The organism is Rhodococcus phenolicus (genome assembly GCF_001646785.1).
Classification (GTDB): Bacteria; Actinomycetota; Actinomycetes; order Mycobacteriales; family Mycobacteriaceae; genus Rhodococcus; species Rhodococcus phenolicus.
Genome location: NZ_LRRH01000032.1, coordinates 1 through 19,769, shown reverse-complemented (window position 1 = coordinate 19,769; position 19,769 = coordinate 1). Strand labels below are relative to the sequence as shown.

At 69.0% G+C, this 19,769-nt stretch carries 16 protein-coding genes; 8 read left to right on the top strand and 8 right to left on the bottom strand.

Going from position 1 to position 19,769, the window contains the following annotated elements; all coding sequences use genetic code 11:
- The coding region (locus tag A8G15_RS10150) for an ATP-binding protein (protein ID WP_169833880.1) at positions 1 to 705 on the top strand (705 nt) is incomplete at its 5' end.
- A gap of 115 nt (positions 706 to 820) precedes the next feature.
- Positions 821 to 1,732, top strand: a complete 912-nt coding sequence (locus A8G15_RS10145; RefSeq protein ID WP_068158684.1) for an SDR family NAD(P)-dependent oxidoreductase — start codon at positions 821 to 823, stop codon at positions 1,730 to 1,732.
- Between the two features lie 19 nt (positions 1,733 to 1,751).
- On the opposite strand, the gene A8G15_RS10140 is transcribed toward A8G15_RS10145, so the two are convergent.
- The 5 genes from A8G15_RS10140 to A8G15_RS10120 all read right to left on the bottom strand — a co-directional run bounded on the left by A8G15_RS10140 (position 1,752) and on the right by A8G15_RS10120 (position 10,637).
- Positions 1,752 to 2,666, bottom strand: coding sequence for a cutinase family protein (locus A8G15_RS10140; RefSeq protein WP_425415083.1), 915 nt, complete (start codon positions 2,664 to 2,666; stop codon positions 1,752 to 1,754).
- Positions 2,667 to 2,755: 89 nt separating this feature from the next.
- Positions 2,756 to 3,544, bottom strand: coding sequence for a YncE family protein (locus A8G15_RS10135; protein WP_068158682.1), 789 nt, complete (start codon positions 3,542 to 3,544; stop codon positions 2,756 to 2,758).
- Between the two features lie 103 nt (positions 3,545 to 3,647).
- Positions 3,648 to 5,114 (bottom strand): glutamate synthase subunit beta, encoded by a 1,467-nt coding sequence (locus tag A8G15_RS10130; protein WP_068158680.1) that lies wholly within the window; start codon positions 5,112 to 5,114, stop codon positions 3,648 to 3,650.
- Positions 5,107 to 9,702, bottom strand: a complete 4,596-nt coding sequence (gltB, locus tag A8G15_RS10125) for a glutamate synthase large subunit (protein WP_068158678.1) — start codon at positions 9,700 to 9,702, stop codon at positions 5,107 to 5,109. The genes A8G15_RS10130 and gltB overlap by 8 nt, the downstream gene beginning before the upstream one ends.
- Positions 9,703 to 10,079: 377 nt before the next feature.
- Positions 10,080 to 10,637, bottom strand: coding sequence for a TetR/AcrR family transcriptional regulator (locus A8G15_RS10120; protein ID WP_068158675.1), 558 nt, complete (start codon positions 10,635 to 10,637; stop codon positions 10,080 to 10,082).
- Positions 10,638 to 10,692: 55 nt separating this feature from the next.
- Between A8G15_RS10120 and A8G15_RS10115 the strand changes: the two genes are divergently transcribed.
- The 3 genes from A8G15_RS10115 (at position 10,693) to A8G15_RS10105 (ending at position 14,336) form a co-directional block, all read left to right on the top strand.
- Entirely contained in the window at positions 10,693 to 11,721 is a 1,029-nt protein-coding gene (locus A8G15_RS10115; protein WP_068158673.1) for an FAD-dependent monooxygenase, read from the top strand.
- A gap of 180 nt (positions 11,722 to 11,901) precedes the next feature.
- Positions 11,902 to 12,618, top strand: a complete 717-nt coding sequence (locus A8G15_RS10110; RefSeq protein ID WP_156665328.1) for a hypothetical protein — start codon at positions 11,902 to 11,904, stop codon at positions 12,616 to 12,618.
- Positions 12,619 to 12,689: 71 nt separating this feature from the next.
- Positions 12,690 to 14,336, top strand: a complete 1,647-nt coding sequence (locus A8G15_RS10105) for an acetolactate synthase (protein ID WP_068158671.1) — start codon at positions 12,690 to 12,692, stop codon at positions 14,334 to 14,336.
- A gap of 153 nt (positions 14,337 to 14,489) precedes the next feature.
- Here the strand turns inward: A8G15_RS10105 and A8G15_RS10100 are convergent, their stop codons facing one another.
- The 3 genes from A8G15_RS10100 to A8G15_RS10090 all read right to left on the bottom strand — a co-directional run bounded on the left by A8G15_RS10100 (position 14,490) and on the right by A8G15_RS10090 (position 17,407).
- A complete protein-coding gene (locus A8G15_RS10100; protein WP_068158669.1) occupies positions 14,490 to 15,971 on the bottom strand; it encodes a carboxylesterase/lipase family protein in 1,482 nt (493 codons plus the stop codon).
- A gap of 323 nt (positions 15,972 to 16,294) precedes the next feature.
- Positions 16,295 to 16,966, bottom strand: coding sequence for a phosphatase PAP2 family protein (locus A8G15_RS10095; protein WP_245687786.1), 672 nt, complete (start codon positions 16,964 to 16,966; stop codon positions 16,295 to 16,297).
- Positions 16,967 to 17,053: 87 nt separating this feature from the next.
- Positions 17,054 to 17,407 carry a hypothetical protein gene (locus A8G15_RS10090; protein ID WP_068158667.1) on the bottom strand — a complete coding sequence of 118 codons (354 nt, stop codon included), beginning with the start codon at positions 17,405 to 17,407 and terminating at the stop codon, positions 17,054 to 17,056.
- Positions 17,408 to 17,773: 366 nt separating this feature from the next.
- Here A8G15_RS10090 and A8G15_RS10085 point away from each other — a divergent pair, with 366 nt between their 5' ends.
- Genes A8G15_RS10085 through A8G15_RS10075 form a run of 3 tightly spaced genes read left to right on the top strand, consistent with a single transcriptional unit; the run spans position 17,774 to position 19,607 of the window.
- Entirely contained in the window at positions 17,774 to 18,568 is a 795-nt protein-coding gene (locus tag A8G15_RS10085) for a hypothetical protein (RefSeq protein WP_068158665.1), read from the top strand.
- A 41-nt stretch (positions 18,569 to 18,609) separates the two neighbouring features.
- Entirely contained in the window at positions 18,610 to 19,269 is a 660-nt protein-coding gene (locus A8G15_RS10080; RefSeq protein ID WP_068158663.1) for a hypothetical protein, read from the top strand.
- A 32-nt stretch (positions 19,270 to 19,301) separates the two neighbouring features.
- Positions 19,302 to 19,607 (top strand): nucleotide exchange factor GrpE, encoded by a 306-nt coding sequence (locus tag A8G15_RS10075; RefSeq protein WP_068158661.1) that lies wholly within the window; start codon positions 19,302 to 19,304, stop codon positions 19,605 to 19,607.
- The last annotated feature ends 162 nt before the right edge of the window (positions 19,608 to 19,769 follow it).

Here is a 19,769-nt window from a genome sequence, read left to right as displayed (position 1 = left end):
GCGGTCTCCCAGGTCGAGAACTACCAGCGGGTGCGGATCGGCAGCACCCCCCAGGGCTACCTCGTCGGCAGCGCCGTCGCCGACGTCGTGCACATGCTGGCCGAACTCGTCGACAACGCGCTGCGGGCCTCACCGCCGAACAGCACGGTCACCTTCGAGTTCTCCCCGGCCGTCGGCGGCGGTCTGCTGCTCGAGATCGCCGACAGCGGGATCGGTACCGCACCGGAGATCCTCAACGAGATCAACTCGCGTCTGGCCGCCGGTGACAGCGCCGAGATCCACGCACCCCGCCAGATGGGCCTGTTCGTGGTCGGTCGCCTCGCGGCCCGCAACGGCATCAGCGTGCGACTGCGCCCGACCTTCGATTCGGAGACGAACTCCGGTATCACCGCGTCGATCTACTTCCCCGGGTCGCTGCTCACCGACGTGCAGCAGAGCACTCCCGAGGCGATGACGGAACGACCGCGGCGCCTGCGTGCGCCGGACGAGCCGGCACGGCACGCCGACCAGGCCGCCGCGCGGACGAAGCAGGCGGCACACCACCAGCAGGCTCAGCCGATGCCGCCGCAGCAGTCCCAGTCGCAGCCGATGCACCAGCAGCAGGTCCCGCACCCGCAGGGCCCGCCGATTCCGCTGCAGCAGGACCAGTTCCGGAGCGGTCCGATGAATCTCGGGCCGACGTCGAACTACGACGACAACCGGTGACGGCGGCGGACCTTCCCTACCCCGAACCTCGGTGACACGAGCGCCGGCAGTCCACCCGACTGCCGGCGCTCGCGTCTTCGCTGCCAAGATCCGCCTCTCACGGGAAGATGGATCCATGACATCGCGTTGGTCCGAGATCCGTCGCTGGCGCAGAGGCGCGGCCCTGCACCTGCGGCTGCGCGATCTCACCGGGACTCTCGTCGTGGTCACGGGCGGCGGCAGCGGCATCGGCCGCTCCGCAGCCCAGGCGTTCTCGGCGGCCGGGGCGATCGTCGTGGTCGCCGACATCGACCTGGCGTCGGCGCGAGAAACCGTCGAACTCGTGAACACGCCGGATCCGAACACGGGTGGCGCCGGGGCCGTGTTCGGCGGCGGCGCCCACGCCTACCGCGTGGACGTGACCGACGAGGAGCAGGTCCGGCGGTTCTCGAGAACGGTCCGCGAACGGCACGGTGTGGCCGATGTCCTCGTGAACAATGCCGGACTGGGCATGATCGGATCGTTCGTCGACACTCCGCAGGACGCATTCCGGAACATCATGGACGTCAACTTCTGGGGGGTCGTCCACGGGTGCCGTGTGTTCGCCGAGCAGATGATCGAGCGCGGTACCGGCGGGCACATCGTGAACGTGTCGTCCGCGGCGGCGTTCATGCCGCAGAAACGCATCGCCGCGTACGCCACCAGCAAGGCCGCGGTCCTGATGCTGTCCGACTGCCTGCGCGCCGAGCTGCTCGAGAACGGTATCGGCGTGACCGCGGTGTGCCCGAGCCTCGTCTCGACGAACTTCAACCGCAGCATCGAGTTCGTCGAGACCGATCCGGAAACCGCGAAGGCCCGGAGGTCACGGACGTCCGCGATGTACCGCAAGCTCGGGGTACCGCCCGAACGTGTCGCGAATGCCATGGTCTCGGCGGTGCGTCACAATCAGCCGATCGTGACGGTCGCGCCGGAGGCGAAGGCCCGCAAGTGGATCAGCCGGCTCGCCCCGCGCGCGATGCGTGTCGGGTCGAGATTCGAGATCGACTGACCCGTACGGCGGCGAACCGTCACGCCTTGGAGGCGAGCCAGTTCCGCAACCAGGTGGTCGCGGTGGTACCGCGGTCGTCGACGACGTACATGCCGTAGTCCTGGTGTACCTGGGATTCGTAGAACTTCCGGATCTCCACCTCGCGGGCGTCGTTGGCCTGCGGGGTGAGCTGCAACTGCAGGGTCGGTATCCCGCCTGCCCGCATGATCTCGTTGTACAGGCCTTCCGCTTCGACCCGGTAGTCGTCGAAACGATCCGGGGCGCTGCCCGCCCCGGCCGCGATGAATCCGGCCATGCGGGTGATGAAGTCGTCCTTCGGGGTCGAGCAGTACAGGTCGCCGACGGCGCAGATGGTCCGTACGTCCGCGCTGACGAATCCGAACCCGCCGATGCGCGCTCCCGCGGCACCGCTTCCTGCGACCGGTGGGCCGACGAGGATGTCGGTTTCCGAACGTCGCGGATCCGAGAGCAGCCCGACCGCGGCGAGCCGCTGCGGCGGCACCACGCCGAGGCCCGTACCGATCTCCGCGGCGAGATCGCCTGCCGCGTCGGCACCCTGGCTGTAGCCGACGAGGGCGAAACGGGTGGAGGCGCACTGCGCCGCGGTCGCCGCGATCAGGCCACGTGCATTGTCGACGGCACGCTGACGCGACGCCGCGTACACGTCGCCCTCCCACGGGAACGCGGTCGCCGGGTACTGCACGTAGTCCACGCGGGTGCCCGCGGGAAGACCGGAGGTCACGGCCGCGAGCATGCCGTTGCCGCGCGCCGGGTCGGGAGTGCTTGACGTCTCCCACGTCCCCGGTACCGCGACGACGTTCAGGCTCGGGCACCATGCCGGATCGGCCTGCGCCACAGGCGCGAGCACGGCCGACGACAGCGCGGTGCCCACCGCAGCCGCCAGCAACGTCAACGTTCGCTTCAGCCCCACCACGACTCCCCTGCAGACTCGATCGCTCTCGCTCCGGGCCGATTGTCCCGGCCGAATATGTCACGGCCGTGAACGCAGCGTGACCCGGAAGGTCATTTCCGGATGACGGTGACCGGACCTCCTCCGATGTTCGTGACGAACACGTTGCCCGTTCCGTGGTCGAGGGTGTTGCCGACGACGCTGCGATCGACGATGCGGTCCCGCGAACCCGCGTCGTGCACGACCGTGACGGCAGGCCCGAACAGGTTGGTGACGTAGACGTTGCCGGTGATCGGATCGGTGACGACCATGCCGGGCGGCGCCGGGATCTCTTCGGGGAGCGGGCCCTCGGCCGCGTCCCAGTCCGCGACCGTCACCGATCCGGCGCCGATGTTCGTGACGAACACGCCGCCGCGGCCGGCGTCGAGGATCAGTTCCGGTATGCCCTCGGGTGCGGGCTCGTGCACCGGGGCCGGGCCCGGCGCGACCCAGCGGCGGTCCACCGTCACCGCCCCCACCCCGACGTTGGTCACGGCGACGTTGCCGATGCCACCGTCGACACGCATCTCGACGGGCGCCGTGGAGACGGAGGTCCGTCCGTCGACGCGCCCCGCAGGTCGCGTGACGGACACGCTGCCGGGACCGAGATTCGTGATGCACGCGTTGCCGCTGCCGCCGTCGAGTCCGATGAGGCGGATGTCCTCGAACCCGAAAACCGGTGCGACGGGGTCTCCGCCGTCCACGACGACCGGTCCGCCGAGGTTGTGCACGCAGTCGCCCGTGGCGGGGTCCACGGTGTCCGCCGAGGCGGGGGACGCGGTTCCCACGACGACGGCCGCCGCACCGATCAACACGGCAGTGCCCGTCAGTGATCGCTTCGTGATCCTGTGCCTACCGGTCATGCGCTCGACAATAACGGCCCGGTGACCGTACGGCCGGGTAAACCGAACAGGACGCGTCCTCCGGGTGTTCCCGGTGGACGCGCCCTGTCGGCGAGTGACTACCTCAGCGCTGCGGCATCGTGCTGGTGGTGATCGGTGCGGGAAGCGCCGTTGCTCCCTCGAGGTACCGATCGACCGCCGCCGCGCAGGAGCGACCCTCTGCGATGGCCCACACGATCAGGGACTGACCGCGGCCCATGTCGCCGGCGACGAAGACGCCGTCGACGTTGGTGGACCACTCCGTCGAGCGGGCGACGTTGCCGCGCTCGTTGTAGTCCACCCCGAGATCCGTGAGCAGGCCCGGCTTCTCGGGGCCGACGAAGCCCATCGCGAGGAGAACCAGGTCGGCCTCGAGCTCGAAATCCGTGCCGTCGATCTTCTCGAAGCGGCCGGCGACCATCTGCACCTCGTGCGCCTTGAGTGCCGTGACCTTGCCGTCCGCACCGACGAATTCCTCGGTGTTGACGGAGAACACGCGCTCGCCGCCCTCCTCGTGCGCGGACGACACCCGGTACATCAGAGGGTAGGTCGGCCACGGGGTCGAGTCGGCGCGGTCCTCCGGCGGACGCGGCATGATCTCGAACTGGTGCACGCTGACCGCGCCCTGTCGGTGCGAGGTGCCCAGGCAGTCGGCGCCCGTGTCGCCGCCGCCGATGATGACGACCTTCTTGCCCTTCGCGTTGATGGGCGGCAGACCGTCCTCGTCGGTGATCGCGTCACCCAGCTGAACCCGGTTGGCCAACGGCAGGAACTCCATGGCCTGGTGGATGCCGTCGAGTTCGCGGCCCGGGATCGGCAGGTCGCGGGCGACGGTGGCGCCACCGGCGAGGACCACGGCGTCGAACTGCTCGCGCAGCTCGTCGGCGGTGATGTCCACACCCACGTTGACGCCCGGCTTGAAGACGGTGCCCTCGGCCTCCATCTGCGCCAGGCGGCGGTCGATGAAGTGCTTCTCCATCTTGAACTCCGGGATGCCGTAGCGCAGGAGCCCGCCGATGCGGTCCTCGCGCTCGAACACCGTCACGGTGTGGCCGGCGCGGGTGAGCTGCTGCGCTGCAGCCAGACCCGCGGGGCCGGAACCGACGACCGCGACCTTCTTCCCGGTCAGCTTCGACGGCGGAACCGGGGTGACCCGGTTGTCGTCGAACGCCTTCTCGATCAGCTCGACCTCGACCTGCTTGATGGTCACCGGGTCCTGGTTGATCCCCAGGACGCACGACGCCTCGCAGGGGGCCGGGCACAGCCGCCCGGTGAACTCCGGGAAGTTGTTGGTGGCGTGCAGACGCTCGATGCCGTCTTCCCACTTGCCCTTGTACACCAGGTCGTTCCACTCGGGAATCAGGTTTCCGAGCGGGCAACCGTTGTGGCAGAACGGGATACCGCAGTCCATGCAGCGGCTGGCCTGGGTTCGGAGGGTGTCACGAGGAAAGGGCTCGTACACCTCCTTCCAGTCGAGGAGCCGCAGCGGGACGGGCCGGCGGACCGGCGTTTCACGCGAACCGTGCTTGAGGAAGCCGCTTGGATCACCCACGAGCCGCCTCCATGATCGCCTCGTCAACGTTCGCACCACGAATGGTGGCGTCCTTGATTGCCATGAGTACCTTCTTGTAATCGCGAGGCATGACCTTCGCGAAATGGCTGACCTGCTGCGACCAGTCGGCCAGGATGCGGGCTGCGACCTCGGAGCCCGTCTCGTCACGGTGCCGTTCGATGGCGGCCTTGAGCCACGCGAAGTCCTCGCCTTCGAGGTCTTCGAGATCGACCAGTTCGGTGTTGAGGTTGGCCTCGAAGTCGCTGTCCGGGTTGTAGACGAACGCGACACCACCGGACATGCCGGCGCCGAAGTTGCGCCCGGTCTTGCCGAGGATGACGACCTTGCCACCGGTCATGTACTCGCAGCCGTGGTCGCCGACGCCTTCGACGACGGCCGTGGCACCCGAGTTGCGGACCGCGAACCGCTCGCCCGCGATACCGCGGATGAGCACCTCGCCGCCGGTGGCGCCGAACAGGATGACGTTGCCGGCGACGATGTTGTCCTCGGCGACGAATCCCGGTGCGGTGGAGTGCGGCGGGCGCACCACGATGCGGCCACCGGACAGCCCCTTGCCGACGAAGTCGTTGCCGTCGCCGAACAGGCGCAGGGTGATGCCCTTGGGCACGAATGCCCCGAAGCTGTTACCGGCCGATCCGGTGAAGGTGATGTCGATCGTGTCGTCCGGCAGGCCTTCTCCGCCGTACACCTTGGTGACCTCGTGACCGAGCATGGTGCCGACGGTGCGGTTGACGTTGGTGATGGGCGTCTCGATGACGACCTTCTCACCGTTCTCGAGCGCGGCCTGCGCCTTGGCGATCAGCTCGTTGTCGAGGGCCTTGTCCAGCGCGTGGTCCTGCTCCTTGGTGCAGTACAGGTCCTGCTCCCCGAAGATCGGGGAGGTGACCTTCTCGAGCAGCGGCGACAGGTCCAGCTTCGACGCCCGGTAGTGCTCGACCGCCTTGGTGGTGTCGAGGAACTCGACCTGCCCGATGGCCTCGTCGAGGCTGCGGAAACCCAGCTCGGCGAGCAGCTCGCGCACCTCCTCGGCGATGTAGAGCATGAAGTTCTCGACGAACTCCGGCTTGCCGGTGAACCGCTTGCGCAGCACTGGGTTCTGCGTCGCCACACCCACGGGGCAGGTGTCGAGGTGGCACACGCGCATCATGATGCAGCCGGACACCACCAGCGGGGCCGTCGCGAAACCGAACTCCTCGCCGCCGAGCAGCGCCGCGATCATCACGTCACGACCGGTCTTCATCTGACCGTCGACCTGCACGACGATGCGGTCGCGCAGACCGTTGAGCATCAGCGTCTGCTGGGTCTCGGCCAGGCCGATCTCCCACGGTGCGCCCGCGTGCTTGAGCGAGGTCAGCGGGGAGGCACCGGTGCCACCGTCGTGACCGGAGATGAGCACGACGTCCGCGTGCGCCTTCGAGACACCCGCCGCGACGGTGCCGACACCGAGCTCGGACACCAGCTTCACGTGGATCCGGGCCTGCGGGTTGGCGTTCTTCAGATCGTGGATGAGCTGCGCGAGATCCTCGATCGAGTAGATGTCGTGGTGCGGCGGCGGCGAGATGAGGCCGACGCCCGGCGTCGAACCGCGCACCTCGGCGACCCACGGGTATACCTTGTGCGGCGGAAGCTGGCCGCCCTCACCGGGCTTGGCGCCCTGCGCCATCTTGATCTGGATGTCGGTGCAGTTCGTCAGGTAGTGCGAGGTGACACCGAAGCGGCCCGAGGCGACCTGCTTGATCGCCGAACGCCGCCAGTCGCCGTTCTCCTCCGGCGTGAAGCGCGACGGATGCTCGCCGCCCTCACCGGAATTCGAGCGGCCACCGAGGCGGTTCATCGCGATCGCGAGGGTCTCGTGGGCCTCGGCCGAGATGGAGCCGTAGCTCATCGCGCCGGTCGAGAACCGCTTGACGATCTCGGTCGCCGGCTCGACCTCGTCGAGCGGCACCGCCGGACGCAGGCCCGTGCGGAACTCGAACAGGCCGCGCAGCGACGCGAGCTGCGTCGACTGGTCGTCGACCAGCTTGGTGTACTCCTTGAAGATCGAGTACTGGCCGGTGCGGGTGGCGTGCTGGAGCTTGAACACCGTGTCCGGGTTGAACAGGTGGTACTCGCCCTCCCGGCGCCACTGGTACTCGCCGCCGACCTCGAGCTCGCGGTGCGCGTGCTCGGACGGACGGTCCAGGAACGCCGACGCGTGCCGGACCGCGACGTCGTGGGCGATCTCGTCGAGGCCGACACCGCCAAGCTGCGACTGCAGGCCGGTGAAGTACTCGTCGACGAGTTCCTGCGACAGGCCGATCACCTGGAACAGCTGCGCGCCGGTGTAGGACGCGAGCGTGGAGATGCCCATCTTGGACATCACCTTCAGCACACCCTTCGAGGCGGCCTTGATGTAGTTCCGGATCGCCTTCTCGAGGGTGATGCCCTCGGGCAGGTCGCCGTTCTGCAGCAGCTCGTCGATCGTCTCGAACGCCATGTACGGGTTGACCACGGCGGCACCGAAACCGCACAGGGCGGCGATGTGGTGCACCTCGCGGGCGTCGCCGGCCTCGACGAGCAGGCCCGCCTGGGTGCGGGTCTTCTCGCGGACGAGGTGGTGGTGCACCGCGGAGGTGAGCAGCAGCGACGGGATCGGAGCCATGGTCTCGTCGGACTCGCGGTCCGACAGCACGATCAGGCGGGCGCCACCGGCGATCGCCTCCGACACCTGGCCGCGGATCGAGTCGAGCGCGTCCTTCAGTCCCTCGCCGCCGTCGGCGACCTTGTAGAGGCCGCGGATGATGACGCTGTTGAAGCCGGGGAACTGCCCGTCGTCGTTGACGTGGATGAGCTTCTGCAGGTCGTCGTTGTCGATCACGGGTGCGGACACCAGGATCTGGCGGCACGACTCGGCGGTCGGGTTCAGCAGGTCGCCCTCGGGCCCGAGCATGCCGCCGAGGCTCGTGACGATCTCCTCGCGGATGGCGTCGAGCGGCGGGTTGGTGACCTGCGCGAACAACTGCTGGAAGAAGTCGAACAGCATCCGCGGACGCGACGACAGCACCGCGATGGGGGTGTCGGTGCCCATGGAACCGAGGGCTTCGATGCCGCTGGCCGCCATCGGCTTGACGAGGAGGTTGACCTCTTCGTTGGTGTAGCCGAAGACCTGCTGGCGCAGCACCACACGCTCGTGCGACATGTAGGTGTACTTGCTCGGCGGCAGATCCTCGAGCCGGCTGACGCCCTGGTCGATCCACTCCTGGTAGGGGTGCTCGGTGGCAAGTTCGTTCTTGATCTCGTTGTCGTCGATGATGCGACCCTGCGCGGTGTCGACGAGGAACATGCGGCCCGGCTGCATGCGCATCTTGCGCACGATCTTCTCCGGGGCGATGTCGAGCACGCCGACTTCGGAGGCCATGACGACGAGACCGTCGTCGGTGACCCACACGCGGGACGGACGCAGGCCGTTGCGGTCGAGCACGGCACCGATGACGGTGCCGTCGGTGAAGCACACCGACGCCGGACCGTCCCACGGCTCCATGAGCGCCGAGTGGTACTCGTAGAACGCCTTGCGCGCCGGATCCATGCTCTCGTGACGTTCCCAGGCCTCGGGGATCATCATGAGCACGGCGTGCGGGAGGCTGCGGCCACCGAGGTGCAGCAGCTCGAGCACCTCGTCGAAACGCGCGGTGTCGGACGCGCCGTCGGTGCAGATCGGGAAGATCTTGTCGAGCTTGTCGCGACCGCCGAAGATCTCGGAGTCGATGAGCGCCTCGCGGGCCCGCATCCAGTTCGCGTTGCCGGTGACGGTGTTGATCTCACCGTTGTGCGCGACACGGCGGAAGGGGTGCGCGAGCGGCCACGACGGGAACGTGTTGGTGGAGAAGCGCGAGTGCACGAGGCCGAGCGCCGACTCGACCCGCTCGTCCTGCAGGTCGATGTAGAAGCCTTCGAGCTGCGGGGTGGTGAGCATGCCCTTGTAGACGAACGTCGACGGCGACAGGCTCGGGAAGTACACGGTCTCGCTGCCGGGGCCGTCCTCGCCGGAACCCTCGTTGCCGAGCTCGTGCTCGGTGCGCTTGCGCACGACGTAGGCGCGGCGCTCGAGATCGAGGCCGGTCAGGGTGCGGGCACCGGAGGCGATGAAGATCTGCCGGAACGTCGGCATGGCGTCCTTGGCCATCGAGCCGAGGTCGGAGTCGTCGACGGGCACCTCGCGCCAGCCGAGAACCTCGAGGCCCTCCTCCGCGACGATCGCGTCGACGGCCGCCTGCGCGGCGTCGGCCGCGGCGGCATCCTGCGGCAGGAACGCGATACCCGTTGCGTACGCACCGGCTTCGGGGAGGTCGAAGTCGACGACCTCGCGGAAGTACCGGTCCGGGACCTGGATGAGAATGCCGGCGCCGTCGCCGGTGTTCGTCTCCGCTCCCGCGGCGCCGCGGTGCTCCAGGTTCACGAGTGCGGTGATCGCCTTGGCGACGATGTCCCGGCTCTTGCGTCCGTGCATGTCGACGACGAAAGCGACGCCGCAGGAGTCGTGCTCGTTCGCCGGGTGGTAGAGCCCTTGAGGCCCGGGAAGATGCTTCATACCTAGCCTTCGTTGCATGTGATAGCACCGACGACCAGCAGCGCTGATGGCCATCTACTTGCTGTGAGCAAGTACCGACACGAGGTGGATCGGCACCGACAACCGTCAGTATCCGCCCTTCCGCGACGATGCGGGTGCCTTTTTTCGGCAGCTCGGGCCCTGGAACTTCCGGCCGGTGGGGACGTTGTGCGTCCACCGTCTTGAACAGACGATATGCCAAACATGCAGGTGCCACGCAAGCAAGGCTGCCCTACCCAACCCCTGAACTGCGGTTATGTGCCGTTAACACGGCTGTAGCGCGGCAGTGACAAGGCCGCGCAGGCACGTCGTGCCGCGTCGGGGAAACCTACCGACGCCGGCCCGGATCGCCGGGTCCGTCACAGAAGCGCGTCGAGCACCCGCCGGATGCCGTCGCGCGGGTGGGGCTCGTCCTCCGACGTCAGCCGATGCAGGATCACGCCGTCGAGGTAGTCCATGAGCACCCGCGCGCAGTGTTCGGCGTCGCCGGCGTCGGTCCCGATTCCGAGCGTCGTGAGCATCCCGATCCCCCAGGTGCGCAGTTCGTCGCGCCGCTGCTGCACCGCCGCGCGCAACTCGGCGACCGAGGCCGCCTCGACGAACAGCGCATAGCGAGCCCGGGTACGCACCACGTCGGGACCGGTCGCGGTGAGCACGTAGCCGACGAACAGCTCCACGAGGTCGTCGGTGGTGCGTGGGGCCGGCCCGATCAACGCGGCCGCGTCGGCACGGTCGCGGTCCACGAGGCGGTCGAGCACACCTTCGAGCAGGGCACGCCGGGTGCGGAAGTAGTTGGACGTCGAGCCTGCCGGGAGACCCGCGGCCGAATCGACGCCGCGGTGGGTCAGCCCGCGCATCCCCTCCCTGCCGAGCAGGTCGATCGCCGCGTCGAGAACGGTGCTGCGCTTGTCGGACACCCAACGACACTACAACAGTAGTGACACCGCACTACAGGTGTAGTACGTTCGATCCATGACCACACGAACCGGGAAGGCCGCGGTACTGGGCGGCGGAATCGGCGGCCTCACCGCCGCGAACGCGCTCCTCCGCCACGGCTGGCACGTCGACGTGTTCGAACGCTCCGCGTCGCTGCCGGAAACCGGTACCGCCCTGGGGCTGTGGCCCGAGGCTCTCGATGCCCTCGGCACCGCGGGTCTCGGCGGCGCGGCGGAAACCCGGGGCGTGCTGCAGACAGCGGGGACGATGCGCCGGTGGGACGGAACGGTCATCGCGCGACTGGAGGGGATCCGTCGGCCCGCGGTGCTGCTCTCACGCCCGGCCCTGCTCGGTCTCCTGGCCGACGGCGTCCCCTCCGGAACGATCCGCTTCGGCCGCCCGGCACCCCCACCCGGTGAACTCACCGGCTACGACGTCGTGATCGCCGCGGACGGCATCGGCAGCCCCACCCGCGACCTTCTGTTCGGAGCCCGGTACCGGCCCGTGTACACCGGGTCGACGGCCTGGCGCGGCTGGGTCGGCGGTGCCACCGACGACATGAGCGAAAGCTGGGGGCCGGGAGCGCTCTTCGGGATCACGCCACGCGACGGCGACCTCACCAACTGGTTTGCCGCCGTCCGCGCCCCCGCCGGATCCACCGGCGGCCTCGGCGACCTACGCGACCGATTTCGGCACTGGCATCCCGCGGTACGCGATGTGCTCGAGCGTGTCGAGCCGGGCACGGTGCTCCATCACGACCTGTACGAGTCGCCGAGGCTGCCGTCCTACGTGCACGGCACCGTCGCGCTGATCGGCGACGCCGCGCACGCCATGGCACCGAACCTGGGGCGCGGGGCATGCGAGGCGATGGTCGACGGTGCCACGCTCGCGACCCTGCTCACCGAACATCCGGTGCCGGATGCCCTCCGCCGCTACGACCGCGAGCGCCGCCGCCGCACCCAGCGACTGGTGACGGCCTCGCACCTCATGAGCCGGATCACGACGGCGCGCCGCGCCACCGGCCTCCGCAACGCGTTCCTCTCCGCCGCGCTGCGGTTCGCCTGAACCGCCTACCGGCGAAACAATCGGCCGCCGTGGGGAACCGATCGGTTCACCGGTGCGTCCAACCCCTCCGAGGAATCCGACTCCGAGGCCGAGAGGGACCGAATGGACATGTCGTCGACGTCCGATTCACCACGCCGAGCGCGGTCACTACGCCGCACAGTGGTACACGCGACGGTCACGGTGAGCGCGCTCGTGACGGTGGTGTCCTGCTCGGGCACCGAATCCGGCGGCGCGGCACCGGGCGACACGACCGGGCAGTATCGGTCACCGGAGCAGATCCAGGGCGCCACCGTCGTCTGGTCCGCCGAGCCCGGCATCCACCTGCAGGACGAACGAGGCAGTCTCGTGCGAGCCGCCGAGGAGTCGTGGATCATCGCCCGCTACGTCGGTCCCGAGAGCTCCTATCCCGGATTCGCGGGCGTCCTCGACCCCGCCTCCGCGAGCGTGATCACGCCTCTGCCGGACCGGCACCTCGCCGGAACACTGCGCGCGCACCTGCTGTCCGTCACACCGACCGACACCGGCTTCGACGCCGTCGTGTGTACACAGCGATCCGAACTCGCCGAGCGGTGGCCGGACGGCCGGTATCACTTCACGAGCGCCCCGGACATCGAGTCCATCGTCCGGTTCACGCGGACGTCACCGACCCGGGGAGACGGTGGCGCGGCGCCGACCGACACACGCTCGGACACGAAACAGACTTCGAGCCAACGTGTCTGGCAATCCCCCGCGACCGATCTGTTCACCGGAACCGGCTGGAGCATCGCCTTCTCCGCCGATCCCGGCGGCACCCGGCAGCGGTGCCAGGCCTGGGGCCGCAGCATCCACACGGGAGCGGCCGGTGCCGAGACGACGGACGTTCCACCGCGGGTGCTGCCGGCACTCCCCGGGTGGTGACCCGGACGACCTCGGCGCCGAGTCCTGCCGAATCGGCCGCACCGCGCCGGATGCGCCCGTAGCCTTCCGGCATGGCCTCGGAAATCGAGGGGCACGGCGGCGATCTCGCCGCGGCGGTTGCCCGCGCCCACGGCGCCCGGACGATGTTCACCCTGTCCGGTGCACACGTATTCCCCCTGTACGACGCCGTAGTCAAGGGCGAATCGCCGATGCGGCTGATCGACGTGCGGCACGAACAGACCGCGGTGTTCGCCGCCGAAGCCACCGGGAAACTCGAACGCTGTCCGGGACTCGCGGTCCTCACTGCGGGTCCCGGCGTCACGAACGGGATCAGCGCCGTCACCCAGGCGCATTTCTCCGGATCCCCGCTGGTGGTGCTCGGCGGGCGCGCACCCAACGCCCGCTGGGGCACCGGAAGCCTGCAGGAACTCGACCAGCCCCCGTTGCTGCACACCGTCACGAAACTGTCCGAGACTGCCACCACCGTCGACCGGATCGCACCGGCCGTGGACGCCGCGTTCACCGCGGCGGGCTCGTCGCATCGCGGACCCGCGTTCGTCGACATTCCCATGGACGAACTGTTCGGCCGCACCACGGCTCCGGAAGCGGCACTGCCCCAGCCTGTCCGGATCGAACCGGACGGCGAGTCCCTCGACGAGATCGCCGCCCTGCTGGCCACCGCCTCGCGACCGCTGGTCGTGTTCGGTACCGACGTGTGGTCGGACGCAGCCGAAGACGCCGCACTGCGGTTCGTCGAGGAACTGCGGATCCCGGCGATCACCAACGGCATGGGCCGCGGTGTCGTTCCGGGCGGGCATCCGCTGCTGGTGACGAAGGCACGCGGTTCCGCCACCGGCAGCTGCGATCTGGCGATCGTCGTCGGAACGCCCCTCGACTTCCGGCTCGGTTACGGCCGGTTCGGTGGTCGCGACGGCGCGCCCGGCGCGCGGGTCGTGCACATCGCGGACAGCCCCGGGCAGGTGTCCGCCCACGCGAGCCTTGCCGGTTCGGCGTCCGGCGACCTCACCTCGTGCCTCGACGGCATCCTCGCCGCACTCCCGGCCCGGCCCGACACCGGCGACTGGGTGGGCCGTCTTCGCGACGAGGTCGCCGCCGCGGCGGCGCGGGACGCGGAGCTGCTCGGCGCCGAGTCCGATCCGATCCACCCCGCCCGCATCTACGGGGAACTGCTGCCGCGGCTGGCGGACGACGCGGTCGTCATCGGCGACGGCGGCGACTTCGTTTCGTTCGCAGGCAAATTCGTCGAACCGAAACGTCCCGGACAGTGGCTCGATCCGGGACCGTACGGATGCCTCGGTGCCGGTCTCGGCGCGGCGATCGCCGCACGCATCGCGCGCCCGTCGAGCCAGGTCGTGCTGCTGCTCGGTGACGGGGCCGCAGGCCTGTCGCTGATGGACATCGACACTCTCGTCCGCCACCAACTGCCGGTGGTGATCGTCGTCGGCAACAACTCGGCGTGGGGTCTCGAGAAGGGCCCGATGCAGTTGCTCTACGGCTACGACGTCGCCGCGGATCTGACCCCGGGCACCCGGTACGACGAAGTGGCGACGGCGCTCGGTGCGGGCGGCGAACTCGTCCGGGATCCGCGGCAGATCGGGCCGGCGCTCGACCGGGGTTTCGCGGCGGGTGTGCCCTACCTGATCAACGTGCTGACCGATGTCGCCGCCGCGTATCCGCGTTCGACGACCGGGATTTGAACGAACCACCCCTCAAATAACAACTGACCGCAGCGATTGAATCAGCTGCGGTCAGCGGTATCGATACGGTAACAGGTAGGCCAACGGCGAAGGAATCCCTTGGCCCGTGAAGTGAGTCACACCTAAGTTTGATGGCCCGCTTTCCGGGTATCGCTACCGGATCCCGTCCCACAGCACACGGACCTCCGCGCCCGGGTCCTCCAGCTGACCCGACTCCGCCCCGAAGCACATCACCGTGCGGGCCTCGCCGTACGGGCTCCAGCCGGGCCCGCCCGTGCTCACGAACGACACCCACGCCCGGTGCATGTCGTCGGCGAGCACCTGCGGCGGATGGGGTCCGGTCAGCAGTTCGACCCCGGCGGCCGCGAGGTTGTCGAAGGTGAAGCCCAGCTCGAGCGCGTGGGTCGCGCCGAGCCGGCCCTCGAACAGGCTCGACGGCCACTCGAACCGATACACGTAGGTGGAGAGCAGCTGCACCGTGCGTGTCTCCGCGATACGCAGCGCCGGGATCAGGAACATCCAGTCGCCGAGGACCGCGGACAGCAACTGACCGGGCGCCGCACCCGGCCGCGACTCCCGGTAGGCGGCCAGGGCGGTTTCCACGTCGAGGCCGTACGCGCCGACCATCATCCGCAGCACGTTCTCGTCGATGCCCTGATCCGCCCCTCCCGGAACGAGGAACAGGCTGTACTCGTCGGCGTTCGTTCCGATGAGGACATCGACGTCGGCGGATGCTCCTGCCACGATCCGGTCGATGGGCCGCCCCGGCAGCACCGTCCCGTCCACACACGGTTCGAACGCCATCGAATCGGCCGCGACCTCACCCCACTCCTGCGGGTCGGGTCGGGCGAGGATCCGGCGGGACAGGGCGAACTGCGCCGCCACCACGTCGGTGGGGTCGACGGCTGCCAATCCGTCCCGGGTCGGTTCGACGCCCAACGACTCCGCCAGGGCGGCCGCGATCCGCTTCGCCGTGCCGACGGACATCGCCGAGTGGCCGGCACCGCTCTGCGCGACGGCGCGGCGGAACAGACCCTCCGCATCGGGCATCGCCATCAGCGCGGTCACGCTCATCGCACCGGCCGACTCGCCGGCGATGGTGACCAGGTCGGGGTTGCCGCCGAATGCGGCGATGTTCTCGCGCACCCATCGCAGCGCCGCGACCTGGTCGAGCAGACCCCGGTTGGCGGGGGCACCGTCGAGATACGCGAAGCCTTCCGCACCGAGCCGGTAGTTGATCGACACGAACACGACGCCGTCGCGCGCGAACGCGGCACCGTCGTAGACCGGAACGGCGCTGCTACCGTTGACGAACGCGCCGCCGTGGATCCACACGAGCACCGGCAGCGACATCTCCAGATCGGGCGTCCAGACGTTGAGGTTGAGGATCTCGTCGCCGGGAATCACCGGGTCCGGCAGCATCCGGTCCAGCGGAGTCGCGTACGCGGGGCTGGGCGCGGTCGGACCGAACGCGAGAGCGTCGCGTATCCCGTCCCACGGCCGAGCGGGCGCAGGCGCCGCGAAACGCAGGTCCCCGAACGGTGGCGCCGCGTACGGAATTCCCTTGAACACCGATATTCCCGCGCTGGTGACCCCACGAACCCGGCCCAGCGTTGTCTCGACGATGGGATCCATCCGGGGCTCCTCGCGGCCGTTGCAGTTTGGCGACGTCATCTTTGCACCTCGACGGGCCGCGAGTCTGCAAATCGCCGGGGCGACGCCCCGATTCGTCGGAATCGCCGCAACGTCAGGATCGTGACGAACGGCAGCACCACCAGACTCGCAGCGATCGACAGGCCCACGGCCCCCACGAGACCCAGGCGCAGCGCTCAGGCACGACGATCCGACGATCGCTCATGCCGACCGGACAACGGAACATGCGCCCGGCGTGGCACTTCCGGCGACCGTCACCGGGAACGGACCGGCCCGCGGAGACGGCCGGGTGGAGACGGGACGGGTCAGGCGACCCGCTCGAATTCCCGCGGCGCTGTGAACACCCGATCGACGACGGGTCGCAACACGACGACCGCCGTCGTCACGACCAGTACCCCGAAAGCGAAACCGGACAGCACGTCGTGCACGTAGTGCACGCCCACCATCACCCGGGAAAAACCGAGGAGCACAGCGACGGGCGCCGCGAACCACAGGACGCGGGGTACCGCGAGAATGCAGGCGGTTGCGAGAGAAGCGGCGATGACCGAATGGTTCGACGGCCACGACCAGTCCCCGATCGCGGGGCAGTCGAGGACGGTTGCCACGTTCAGTGCCCGGCACGGGCGGGGTTCGGTGATGACCAGCTTGACGGTCTCGCTGGTCAGATATGCGGCGACCGCACCGGCGCCGCCGGCGACGAGCATCCGGAAGGCCCGCCGATCGTGCTGCCACGTCCGGGCGGCCAGGACCGCGAACGTGGCGACCAGGACGAGCGGTCCCTTCTCCGCGACGAATCCGGCGAGCGACGCGAAGGGGGATGCCTCGGTGGTGCGGGCGAACGCGAGGTAGAGCGAGTCCCTGACCGGGATGGCCGCGAGAGCGAGGCAGGCGAGCGAGACGGCCACCGCAAGCGCAGCGGCGAGTGTCGACCGGGTGAAGCGTTCCGGTCGGGGGGGTGAACACTCGTCGAAATCCATGGCCCGACGCTACCGAGTCCCGCGTCGAGGCGCAGAACGCCGACCGGCCGGTCCGGACCTCCGGTGCGTGCCGGAAGATCAGGGTTGTCAGAAGATCAGGTCGTCGCCGCCGGTTCCGGGATCAAGCGTCGCGTCGTGATCGGCGGGCGGCTCGGGTGCCGGGTCGAGGTCGTCGGCGGCGAACGGATCGGCGTCCGCCGGCGCGGCGTCCGGAGTCGGGTCGGTGTCGTCGAACAGAAGCGGATCGTGCCCGGGATCGAGTCCGAGGTCGCCGATGTCGATGTCGTCGCCGGGGATCAGATCGACCCCGGCTTCCGGTGTCTCCGGGTCCGTGGCGATCTCGACGATGCGCTCCCACAGATCTTCCAGCAGCACGGGGATCGTGTCGTTCCGGTCCAGACCGAGCATCTCCCACAGCGACGGGTCCTGTTGGCCGGTCATCGCTCCCCCTTCTCCGATGCCCGCTCGGTACCCGGATGTGCAGAGTCCTCACGGCCACTGGTGCAGTCGTACGCGGTGAACGCGATTGCATCCACTTCTCGAGTTCGATGCGCGAGCCCGCCGGAATGTTCCCGACCGTTGCGAAACGATCCGGAAAGCGAGCGGGCTCCCCGATCTCCGTCACCCACCGGCTCCGAGCATCGACAGTGATGTGGATCACATGATCGTAGTGATCGATCCCTCGCCACCTGCGGTTTTCTTCGCGCATCGACGGCCGCGGAGAAAAGTCGGCGCGAGACCGGAACCTTCCCGACACCCGAGTCCTCCTATCACCGACACGCACGGCGAGCGAAAGGCAGCACCGACATGGCAACCCGCGGATCCTTCTCCGACAGCACCAGCTCGAGCAACACCGACCGCACCGACTCGGCCTCCACCGCCGGCACCCGCTCGGACTCCTCCTACGGCACCGACTCGTCCTTCGACACCGACTCCTCCCACGGCTCGTCCGCCGCCGCGCAGGAAGGCTCGACCAGCTACGAGTCCTACGAACGGTACGAACGCTACGACAGCTCCGGCTCGTCCAGCTCGGACTCGTCCTACGGGTCCTCGGCGAACTCCGGCTCGGACTCCTCGCACGGCAGTTCCTCCTCCGCCTCCGATTCCTCCGATCGTGCCTCCTCGGCCGGGGCGTCGAGCAGCAGCACCACCAGCACCGGCACCACCGACAGCCTCGGCGGCGGCCACGGCGCCCCGGGCCTGGCGTCCGGTCCGGCGGCCGACGGCGCCGCGTCCGGGCCGGTGCTGCTCGACGAGTACACCGACACCGACGGCAGCCTCGTCGCGGAGTACGACACCGACGGGGACGGGGTCGCGGACCTGGGGCTGGTCGATCTCGATGCCGACGGCACCGTCGATCTGATCGGCGCCGATACCGACGGTGACGGCATCGTCGATGCCAATGCCTTCGATCACGACGGGGACGGCACCTTCGACGAGGCGGTCTTCGATCTCGACGGTGACGGTGGGGTCGATGCAACGGTGGATCTGCACACCGGTGCGGTGGACTACGACGGGGACGGTGTGGCCGATGATTACGTCGATACCGGTGCGTTCGATTCCGGTGCGTCCTCCGGTGGTGACTACGGCGACCTGGCCTGATTCCGACCGGACTGTTTCCGTTCCTTCTTCGAGGAGTTCCCGTGGCCGCTTCGACCGACCCGTTCGGCGTGGACCTGTCCGCACTCGACACCGCATCCGAACCGACTCAGCCCTCACCGGTATCCCTGGGATCCCTGGCGGACGAACTGCGGTCCGGACCCGACACCACCGCAACGGAATCCGGACATCCGCCGTCTCCGCTGGGTTCGCTGAGCGACCGGCTGCGCTCGGCGGAGTCCGCAAGGGCACCCGAACCGGCTGCGGCGCAGGAGGACTCCGTTCCGATTCCGCCACCGGACGCGCCCAACGCGCAGGAGCAGATCCACACGAGTTACGGCACGGTCGACGCGCCGCGGGCCGGCGAGCTGTCGTCGTCCACGATCACACCGGACGGCATCGTGCTGACCGCGAACGATCTCAACGGTGACGGTGTCGTGGAATCGGCCGAGATCGAACTCGCCGACGGAAATCGGATTGTCTACGCCGACACCGATCTCGACGGGTCCTTCGACACGGTCCGGTACGAGAACGCCGATTTCGAGACATACCAGGTGGAGAGCGACGCCGACGGCGACGGGCGGATCGACACCGTCGTCACTTTCGACGAGAACCACACCGCGACCGTCTCCACCGACACCGACGGTGACGGGCTGGCCGACGAGACCTACACGTCCGCCGACGGCCTCGCCGATCCGATCTGAGTCGATCCGACCCGAGCGCAGAGGGGCACACCATGGTGACCGGCGAGAACATCGGCGATCTGATCGCCGCGGCGGATGTGGCCGCCGACGATCGGGAACGCGGCATCGTCATCGAGCGTCTGGCCGCGCTCGGCGTCGAACGCCTCCATGCGCCACCCGGCGTTGCGTTCGATCCGACCCTGCATCGCGCGGTCTCGCTCGTTCCGGCCACCTCGCCGGCCGACGAGAACACGATCGACGGAACGGTGCGACCCGGGTGGCGTCTCGGGCCGGACATCCTGCGGTTCGTCGAGGTGGCCGTGAAGGTTCCGCCGTCCCGCTGCCCACCGCGGCGATAAACCGCCGCCGCGGGCGGCGTCCGGCGCGCTATAGGCTGCCGCACGGTTGTCGTGCCGGGCGGCGTGACAGATTTGAACTTTCGAGAGGGAAGACAACGATGAGCTGGGTCCTGGCGGTCGACTTCGGCACCTCCAACACCTCCGCCGCACACCGCACCGGAC